The sequence below is a fragment of the Inquilinus sp. YAF38 genome (assembly GCF_052113205.1).
Lineage (GTDB): Bacteria > Pseudomonadota > Alphaproteobacteria > DSM-16000 > Inquilinaceae > Inquilinus.
In genome coordinates, this window is sequence record NZ_JBFRCU010000155.1 from 1 (window position 1) to 8,454 (window position 8,454).

Here is an 8,454-nt window from a genome sequence, read left to right on the forward strand (position 1 = left end):
CAAGAACACCTCCGCGCTCGATGCCGGGCTGCTCTCGGGCGCCCAGGCCGTCGAGCACTACGAGATCTCCCGCTACGGCACGCTGAAGGCCTGGGCCGCCAAGCTCAACATGCCGGAGGCCGTGCGTCTGCTCGAGCAGACCCTGCAGGAAGAGAAGAAGACCGACCAGCTGCTGTCGAGGCTCGCGGAAAGCAGCCTCAACCGGAAGGCAGCCTGATCCGGCGCTGCGGCGAGCGATGATCCGTCCGGCGATCGATCCGATGCCGGGCCATGTCCCGCTCGCCGGGCGATCCCGAACGGTCGAAGCATCTCTGCGGGAATTCGCGCCGGAATTCCGATGCTTCCGCTATCAGGCCACCCAGGTCCAGACCATGGCGGCCGCGATCAGCGCCATGAAGCCCGTGGCGATCCAGCCGAGGATAGCAAGGCCTTTCGGCAGCCGGAACTCCCCGACGACGGCGCGGCGCCGGCTCAGCATCATGATCAGCGCCATGATCGGCACCGCGACCAAGCCATTGATGACCGCGCTCCAGAACAGCGCCTTGATCGGATCGATGCTGACGGCGTTGAGGCCGATGCCGACGATCATGGCGGCGGCGATCACGCCGTAGAAAGTCTTCGCCTTGGCAGGTTTGCACGCCAGCCCGGCCTGGCGCGGCGCCTCAACCAGCGGCTTCATCTTCGGGTCTTCCCGCTCCCGCTCGGCTTCCTGTGATGCCTGCCAGAAGAAGAGATAGGGGCTGATCGTCGTGCCGATGATGGCGACGGCCGCGGTGATGTAGTCCGTGTGTGCCTGGAGGCGGGGCCAGACCAGTTCGACCGCCACCTCGCCCCACGGCACATGCACGGCGAAGAGGGTGCCGGCATAGGCGAACACCGACAGGCAGAGCCACTTCAGATAGCTGGAGTAGCGCTCGTACGGAACGAAGGTGATGAGGCCGCCACAGGCGATGGCGAAGCCGATGACATAGACCTCATGAGGCCCGGCCACGAGCAGTCGCAGCGCCGCCGCCATGGCCCCGAGATCGGCGGCGAGATTGATGACGTTGGCCACCAGCAGCAGCGCCGCGATCGTGTAGCCGACCGGTCGGAGGAAGCTCTCAGCGATGTTGGTCGCCAGGCCTTTGCCGGTGATCCGCCCGAGACGCGCGCAAGCCTCCTGGAGCGCCACCATCAATGGAAAGCTGAGCAGCAAGGTCCAGCCCAGGGAATACCCGAACTGGGCACCCGCTTGCGAATAGGTGGCGATGCCGCTGGGGTCGTCGTCCGAGGCGCCGGTGATCAGGCCCGGGCCGAGCTTCGACAGCCAGCCGTGAGACTTCGGCGAAGCGGGGAGCGGATTGACCACGCTGGACATCGGATCAGCGGCCTACTTCAGACCCTGGTCGAACTGCCCGTCACGCCGAAGCGCCGGCATCACCGAACGTGTGGCGTCCTTCCAAGCGGGACTTTGAAGCAATGGCCGGGATGCCGCTTCGGTTCCGCTTCTGACAAGGACGGCATGGCGGCAGGGTTCGGGTATCCTGGCGCGCAACTCAGTTTCGGGCAGATGCTATGGGCGGGCTGGGCCGCAGGAAGATGCGCGTGATCTCCGGATGCTCCCGGCGCAATTGCTCCGTCAGGTCGTCGACGGCCGCCTGGACATCCTCGCGTGGCAAGCCGTCATGGAAATCCAACGTCATCGCGAGCAGGACCTCAGCCGGTCCAAGGTGCATCGTCAGCAGCTCGACCACCCGGGCCACCCTGGGATCCTTGGCGATCGTCTCCCGCGCGCCGGCGATCACGGCCGCCGAAGCGCTTTCGCCGACCAGGAGGCTGCGCGTTTCATTGCCGAGCATCGCCGCAGCGCCGATGAGCAGGCATCCGACGCCGATCGAGGCGATCCCGTCGAAGACCGGAGCGTCGAGCCACAAGGCAAGGGCGAGGCCCAGCAGGGCGATGAACAAGCCGGCAAGGGCCGTGGCATCTTCCAGCAGGACCGCGAAGATGCCGGGGTCCTTGCTGCCGCGAATGGCGTTCCAGAAGGCGACATCATGGTGGGCGCGGCGAAATTCCTGCCAGGCCACCACCAGCGACCCTCCCTCGAAGACCACCGCGGCACCGAGCACGGCGAAATTCACCCAGACCCGGCTGAGCGGTTCGGGCGCCATGACCTTGGCCACGCCCTGGTAGATCGAGACCGCGCCGCCGAGCATGAAGATCATCAGGGCGACGACGAACGCCCAGAAATAATACTCCATGCCATGCCCGAAGGGGTGACGAGCATCTGCCGGGCGCGCCGCCCGGCTGAGGCCCAGCAGGAGGAGGCCCTGGTTGCCGCTGTCGACGATGGAATGGATCGCCTCGCTGAGCATGGCTGCGCTGCCCGTCCATGCCGCGGCGGCAGATTTGGTCAGGGCAACCGCCAGGTTTCCGGCGAGCGCCGCGTAGATCGGCCGCCGTGACCCGCCTGACGGCACCGGCGCTGGATGACCGCGCGAAACTCGCGATCGCCGTCGCGGCTCACGCGCCATGATGTCCGGCGCAGAGTCGGTGCGGGTCGGCGATTGCGGGTTCGTACATGATGAGGGAAACGACATGGTATTCGCAGCGGTTCCGCTGGTCTCGCGACGCGAGCCCGACCTCGCTTCATTCCGCTCTATGGCGCCTCTCGGCCGAGTGCCATTGTCGGGTGCCTCCGACTCCGCCGGTTCCCGCTCCCGTCCGGTCACACCACCAGATCGCGCTCCGGCACAGGTTCGCCCCGGGCGACGCAGGCGATGTTGCCGAACATCTGGTTGACGGTCTTGACGAAGTTGTCGGCCGCGATCGCCGCCAGATGTGGCGTCACCACCAGGTTGTCCAAGGTCAGCAGCGGACTGTCCGAAGGCAGCGGCTCGATCTCGTAGACGTCCATGGCGGCGGCATGGATCGTGCGCGCCCGCAGGGCGTCGACCAGATCGGACTCCACCACCACGCCGCCGCGCGCGGCATTGACCAGCACGGCGGTCGGCTTCATCGCCGCCAGTGCGGCCTTGTCGATCAGGTTCCTGGTCTCCGGCGTCAGCGGGCAGTTCAGGGTGATGACGTCGGCCTGAGTCAGGATCTCAGGCAGCGTGGCGAAGCGGGCGCCCAGCGCGGCCTCCTCGGCGGCGGGCAGCGGCGTGCGCTTGGAATAGAGGATGGTGCAGCCGAAGCCCTTCAGCAGCCGGGCGAAGGCCTGGCCGATGGCGCCGAAGCCGATGATGCCGACGGTCTTGCCGGTCAGCATGAAGGTCTGCATCGGCATCGCGGTCGCGGTGCGCCAATGGCCTTTCTTCAGCTCGGCATGGCCGAAGGCGATGCAGCGCAGCGCCGCCAGCGTCAGGCCCAGGGTGAACTCGGCCACCGGCACCGCATTGCTGCCGGTGGTGCGGGCCACCCGGATGTTGAGCGCGCGCGCCGTCTCCAGGTCGAGGTTGTCGACCCCGACGCCCCATTTGTGCAGCAGCTTGAGTCGAGGGGCGGCGCGCAGCACGTCGCCGCTGACGCCGACCTGGCCGGCGATGGCGTATTCGGCGCCGGCGATGATCTCCTTCAGGTGATCGTCGCCGCGGGCGGTGCCATGGGTGAGGACTAGGCCCGGTGGCAGCAGGGCGCGGAGGMGGACGACGCTGTCCTCGCTGATCGGGTCCAGGACGACGACGGTTTCAGTCACGGCAGGCTAGCTCCAGTCGGGTAACGGGTCAGATGGCGAAGCGGACGCCGGCGCGCGCCAGGCCGCCGGAGATGGCGACGGGCGTGCCGTCGGCGCGCCAGCAGGCGGCGCCGGTCAGGGTGCCGTCCGGGGCGAAGGAAATCGCGTTCATGCCGCCGGCGATGCGCGGCATCCGCACGATGCTGTGGCCGCGGGCGGCCAGGTCCTCGGCGACGGACTCCGGGAAGGCCTGCTCCAGCTCCAGCACGCCGCCCTCGGTCCACACCCGCGGGGCCTCGACCGCCTCCTGCAGGGTCATGCCATGGTCGATCAGGTTGACGATGGCCTGCAGCGCCGACGGGAAGATGCGCAGGCCGCCGGGCAGGCCCAGGGCGAAGGCCAGCTTGCCGTCGCGCAGCGCCATCATCGGCGCCATCGAGGTGAACACCCGCTTGCCCGGCGCGATCGACAGGGCGCGGCCGGGGTGCGGGTCGAAATTGTACATGTAGTTGTTGGTCAGCATGCCGGTGCCGGGGATCTGGGTGCAGGCGCCGAACAGGCCGTTGATGGTCTGGGTGGTGGCGACGACGTTGCCGGCGGCGTCGGCCACGGTGACATGGGTGGTGTTGGCCGATTCCCCGCCCGCCAATCCGGCGGTCCAGGCCTGGGTCCGCAGCAGGTCGATGCGGGACCGCCGCTCCTCGGCATAGGATTTGGCGATCAGGCGGTCGACCGGTACGTCGACGAAGGCGGGGTCGGCGGTGGCGACGGCCCGGTCGGCGAAGGCGATCTTCAGCGCCTCGGCCAGCAGGTGCACGGCGTCGGCCGAGCCGAAGCCCAGCCCGCCGATGTCGTACCCCTCCAAGATATTCAGCATCTGCACGATGTGCACGCCGGAGGAGGAGGGCGGCGGCGGGCCCAGGATCTCGAAGCCGCGATAGGTGCCGCGCACCGGCGCGCGCTCGATCACCCGGAAGCCGGCGAGGTCGGGCTGGTCGATCAGCCCGCCATGGCTCGCCATGAACGATGTCAGCGCCGCGCCCAGCGGCCCGTCATACAGCGCGGCGGGCCCACGCTCGGCGATCAGGCGCAGGCTGGCGGCATAGTCGCCCTGCACCAGCCGGTCGCCGGGTCGCAGCGGCTGGCCGCCGGGCAGGAACAGGGCCGACAGGCCGGGGTCGCGGGCCAGGTCGGCGGCGCAGTCGGTGATGCAGTCCGACAGATAGGGGCTGGCGATAAAGCCGCGCCCGGCCAGCCGGATGGCGGGCGCCAGCACATCGGCCAGCGGCAGTGTGCCGAACCGCGCCAGCGCCTCGCACCAGCCGGCCAGCGCGCCGGGCACGGCCACGGCCTTGGGGCCGACCTGGTTCTCGCGGTCACGGACGTCCCGGGCCTTGCCGATCTCCTCGGACAGCGGCTGGTACATGATGGCGCTGCCTCGGCCCGGCGCGGTCGACAGCCCGTCCAGGACCAAATGGCGGCCATCTGCCAGCCGGAGATGGGCGACGCCGCCGCCCAGAACGCCGACCATCATCGGCTCGACCACGGTCAGCGTGAACAGGGCGGCCACCGCCGCGTCCACCGCGTTGCCGCCGGCCAGCAGCATTTCCGACCCCGCGGCGGAGGCAAGCGGATGGTTGGTGACGACCATGCCGCGCGAGCCGGTGGCCGGCCGTTTCTCGCAAGCGAAGTCGGTGACGCGCGGGGCGCGCGGGGAGTCCGTCACGATGCTGGCCTCAGCTGGTCTGGTTCAGGGCTTCGAGAACCATACGGCTGGCGCCGGAGATGTCGCCCAGCTTTTCGCCGGCCTTGACCCGCTCCTGGCTGCGCTCGCCGCGCTCCTGCCGCACCAGCGCGGCGTCGGCGATCGCCTCGGCCTGGTCGGACGGCAGCACCAGCACGCCGGATTCATCGGCCAGGATCACGTCGCCGGCCCGCACCGGGACATTGCCGCAGGAGATCGGCAGATTCAGCGTGCCGCCGAGGTTGTACAGCCGGGTGGTGATCGGCGACATGCCGCGGCACCACATCGGGAAGTCCGAATCCTCGATCTCGGCCAGGTCGGTGCACGGCCCGTCGACGATGCCGCCGACGGCGCCAGCCGCCTTGGCCGCGATGGTGACGCCGCCGCCCCAGCAGGCGTGCTTGTCGTCGCCCAGCCGGTCGACCACCAGGATGTCACCCGGCCGCAGCAGGCCCAGCGCGTGGTGCAGCAAGGTCGAATCCTGGCCGGGGATGGCGAGGGTGACGGCGGCGCCGGCGATGCGTTTGCCGCGCAGCAGCGGCTGGATGCCCCGGTCCATGAAGCCCCAATGCTGGGAATGGCCGATGGTCGCGGTCTCGACGCGGCGCAGCTTCTCCACCAGGGCGGCGGGGATCTGCGGCGGCATGGGGGCGATGCGGTAATCGGGCATGTGGCTTTCCCTAGTTGCCGACGGCGCGCGCGACGCCGACGAGACGTTCGACGAGAATGACGACGAGAAGGGTCGCGGCGATCAGCACGACCGACAGGGCGGCGACCATCGGGTCGGTGCGGCCTTCGACGTAGCGCACCATCTCGACCGGCAGGGTCGAGGCGCGCGGCCCGGCGATGAACAGCGAGATCACGGTCTCGTCGAAGGACAGCAGGAAGGACAGCGCCCCGCAGGCGACCAGGCCGGGCGCGGCCAGCGGCAGGGTGACCCGGCGCACCACCCGCCAGGGTGTGGCGCCCAGCGTCGCGGCCGCGGCCTCGATGTCGTCGGGCAGGGTGGAGAAGGCGGTTGTCATCATCCGGATGACGAAGGGCAGGGTCACGATCATGTGGCCCAGCACCAGGCCGGGCAGGGTGGCGGTCAGGCGCAGCGGCGTGAAGAACAGCAGCAGCGCCAGGCCGATGATCAACGTCGGCAGCAGCAGCGGCGCCAGGAAGAAGCCCTGCAGCGCCTCGCGCCCCGGGAAGCTGCCCTTGTTCAGGGCCAGCGCCGCCGGCACGCCCAGCAGCAGCGACAGCGCCGTGACCACGCAGGCGATCTGCGCGCTCAGCAGCAGCGCGTCCAGCAGCGGCCCGTTGCCGGCCAGCGCCTGGAACCAGCGCAGCGAGTATCCCGAGGGCGGGAAGACGATGAAGTCGTCGGCCGAGAAGGCCAGCGCCACCACCACGACGATGGGCGCCAGGATCATGGCGTAGACGATGCCGGCGAGGGTGGAGAGGACGCGGCCGGCGCCGTTCATCGCTGCAGCCTCCGCGCCGCCAGCCGGGCGACGACGGCCAGCGCCAGCAGAAGCACCAGCGTGTAGATCGCCAGCACCGCGGCCACCGGCCAGTTGGTGTTGGTGGTCGCCTGCTCGTAGATCTCGGTCGCCAGGACGAAGATGCGGCCGCCGCCCATCAGCCTCGGCGTGATGTAGGACGACATCGACAGCACGAAGCCCAGCCCGGCGGCCAGGGCGATGGCGGGCAGGCTCAGCGGCAGGGTGATGCGCAGGAAGCAGCGCAGCGGCGTCGCCCCCAGGCTGCGCGCCGCCTCCTCCAGCGTGCGGTCCAGCCGGCCGAACCCGGCCAGCAGCGCCAGGATCATATAGGGCATGATGCTCTCGGCCAGGCCGATGGTGACGCCGGTCCAGTTGAACACCAGCCGCATCGGCGTGCTGATCAGCCCCAGTCCCTGGGCGATGCCGTTGACCAGGCCGCGATCGCCGAGGATGGCGAGCCAGCCGAAGATGCGGACCACGCCGGACACCAGCATCGGCATGATCGCGACCACGGCCAGCAGGCCGCGGAAACGCGACCGGGTGCGGAACAGGAACAGCGCCACCGGGTAGGACAGCGCCAGCGCCAGGGCGGTCGCCACCAGCGACAGCCACAGCGAGTTCAGGGTCAGCTCGGCGGTGAAGGAATCGGCGAAGACCTCGCGGGCGGTCTGCAGCGACCAGGCCTCGACCATGGCGCCGGTCGGCCCGACCTCGTTGAAGGCGGTGCGGAACAGGCCGAGCGTCGGCCACACATAGACGAGGAGGACGAACAGCGCCGCCGGCAGCACCAGCAGGGGCAGCGGCAGGCGCCGGCCGCGGGGCAGGGCAGGACGTTCGGCGGCGAGGGGATGCAGGGCGTCGGTCATGGCGCCTCGCGCGGGAACAGCAGCGTGTCCTCGGCCGGCCAGATCGCCGCGACCTCCATGCCTTCGGCCGGCGGGCGCTGGCCGGACGGCATCTCGACGCTGAGCTGGCCGCCGGCGCCCTCGACCACAACCTCGATCCGGTCGCCGATGAAGACGCTGTGCGAGACCTGGCCGCGGATCCGCGCCACGCCCTCGGCCGCGGGCTCGGAGACGGGGGTCAGGCGGATGCGCTGCGGCCGGACGAAGATGTCGACCTCGCCGCCCGGCGGTGCCGCGACCGGCAGCGCCGTGCCCCACAAAGCGATGTGCCCGTCGGCGCCGCGGGTCGCCGGCAGGATGTTGGCGCGGCCGACGAAATCGGCGACGAAGCGCGTCGCCGGGCGTTCGTAGATGTCCTCCGGCGACCCGACCTGCTCGACCCGGCCGCGATTCATCACCGCGATCCGGTCGCACATGGTCAGCGCTTCGACCTGGTCATGGGTGACGAACAGCGTGGTGATGCCGAGCGACCGCTGGATGTCGCGGATCTCGTGCCGCATCGCGTCGCGCAGCTTGGCGTCGAGATTGGACAGGGATTCGTCGAGCAGCAGCACCGAGGGGCGGATCACCAGCGCCCGCGCCAGCGCCACCCGCTGCTGCTGGCCGCCGGACAGCTCGCGCGGCCGGCGCCCGCCCAGCGCGCCGAGCCGCACCATGGCC

9 protein-coding genes are annotated in these 8,454 nt (G+C 70.0%); 1 reads left to right on the forward strand and 8 read right to left on the reverse strand.

Features of this window, described 5'->3' with window-relative positions:
• Positions 1 to 217, forward strand: a 217-nt coding sequence (locus AB4Z01_RS35160; RefSeq protein ID WP_441691270.1) for a YciE/YciF ferroxidase family protein, incomplete at its 5' end; no start/stop codon positions are given.
• A 132-nt stretch (positions 218 to 349) separates the two neighbouring features.
• Here the strand turns inward: AB4Z01_RS35160 and AB4Z01_RS35165 are convergent.
• The 8 genes from AB4Z01_RS35165 to AB4Z01_RS35200 form a co-directional block, all read right to left on the reverse strand.
• The gene (locus AB4Z01_RS35165) at positions 350 to 1,348 is read right to left on the reverse strand and encodes an NRAMP family divalent metal transporter (protein ID WP_441701353.1); all 999 of its coding nucleotides are present in this window, start codon (positions 1,346 to 1,348) and stop codon (positions 350 to 352) included.
• A 187-nt stretch (positions 1,349 to 1,535) separates the two neighbouring features.
• The gene (locus AB4Z01_RS35170; RefSeq protein ID WP_441701354.1) at positions 1,536 to 2,513 is read right to left on the reverse strand and encodes a cation diffusion facilitator family transporter; all 978 of its coding nucleotides are present in this window, start codon (positions 2,511 to 2,513) and stop codon (positions 1,536 to 1,538) included.
• 194 nt (positions 2,514 to 2,707) lie between these two features.
• Complete coding sequence (locus AB4Z01_RS35175) at positions 2,708 to 3,676, reverse strand: 2-hydroxyacid dehydrogenase (RefSeq protein ID WP_441701356.1); 969 nt, start codon at positions 3,674 to 3,676, stop codon at positions 2,708 to 2,710.
• 28 nt (positions 3,677 to 3,704) lie between these two features.
• Positions 3,705 to 5,381 carry a gamma-glutamyltransferase gene (gene ggt / locus AB4Z01_RS35180; protein ID WP_441701358.1) on the reverse strand — a complete coding sequence of 559 codons (1,677 nt, stop codon included), beginning with the start codon at positions 5,379 to 5,381 and terminating at the stop codon, positions 3,705 to 3,707.
• 10 nt (positions 5,382 to 5,391) lie between these two features.
• Entirely contained in the window at positions 5,392 to 6,069 is a 678-nt protein-coding gene (locus AB4Z01_RS35185; protein WP_441701360.1) for an RraA family protein, read from the reverse strand.
• 10 nt (positions 6,070 to 6,079) lie between these two features.
• Positions 6,080 to 6,868: an ABC transporter permease gene (locus tag AB4Z01_RS35190; RefSeq protein WP_441701362.1), complete on the reverse strand. Its 789-nt coding sequence runs from the start codon at positions 6,866 to 6,868 to the stop codon at positions 6,080 to 6,082.
• Positions 6,865 to 7,755, reverse strand: coding sequence for an ABC transporter permease (locus AB4Z01_RS35195; RefSeq protein WP_441701364.1), 891 nt, complete (start codon positions 7,753 to 7,755; stop codon positions 6,865 to 6,867). Before AB4Z01_RS35195 ends, AB4Z01_RS35190 begins: the two co-directional genes overlap by 4 nt.
• Positions 7,752 to 8,454: ABC transporter ATP-binding protein (locus AB4Z01_RS35200; protein ID WP_441701366.1), on the reverse strand; the 703-nt coding region annotated here is incomplete at its 5' end. The genes AB4Z01_RS35195 and AB4Z01_RS35200, both read right to left, overlap by 4 nt.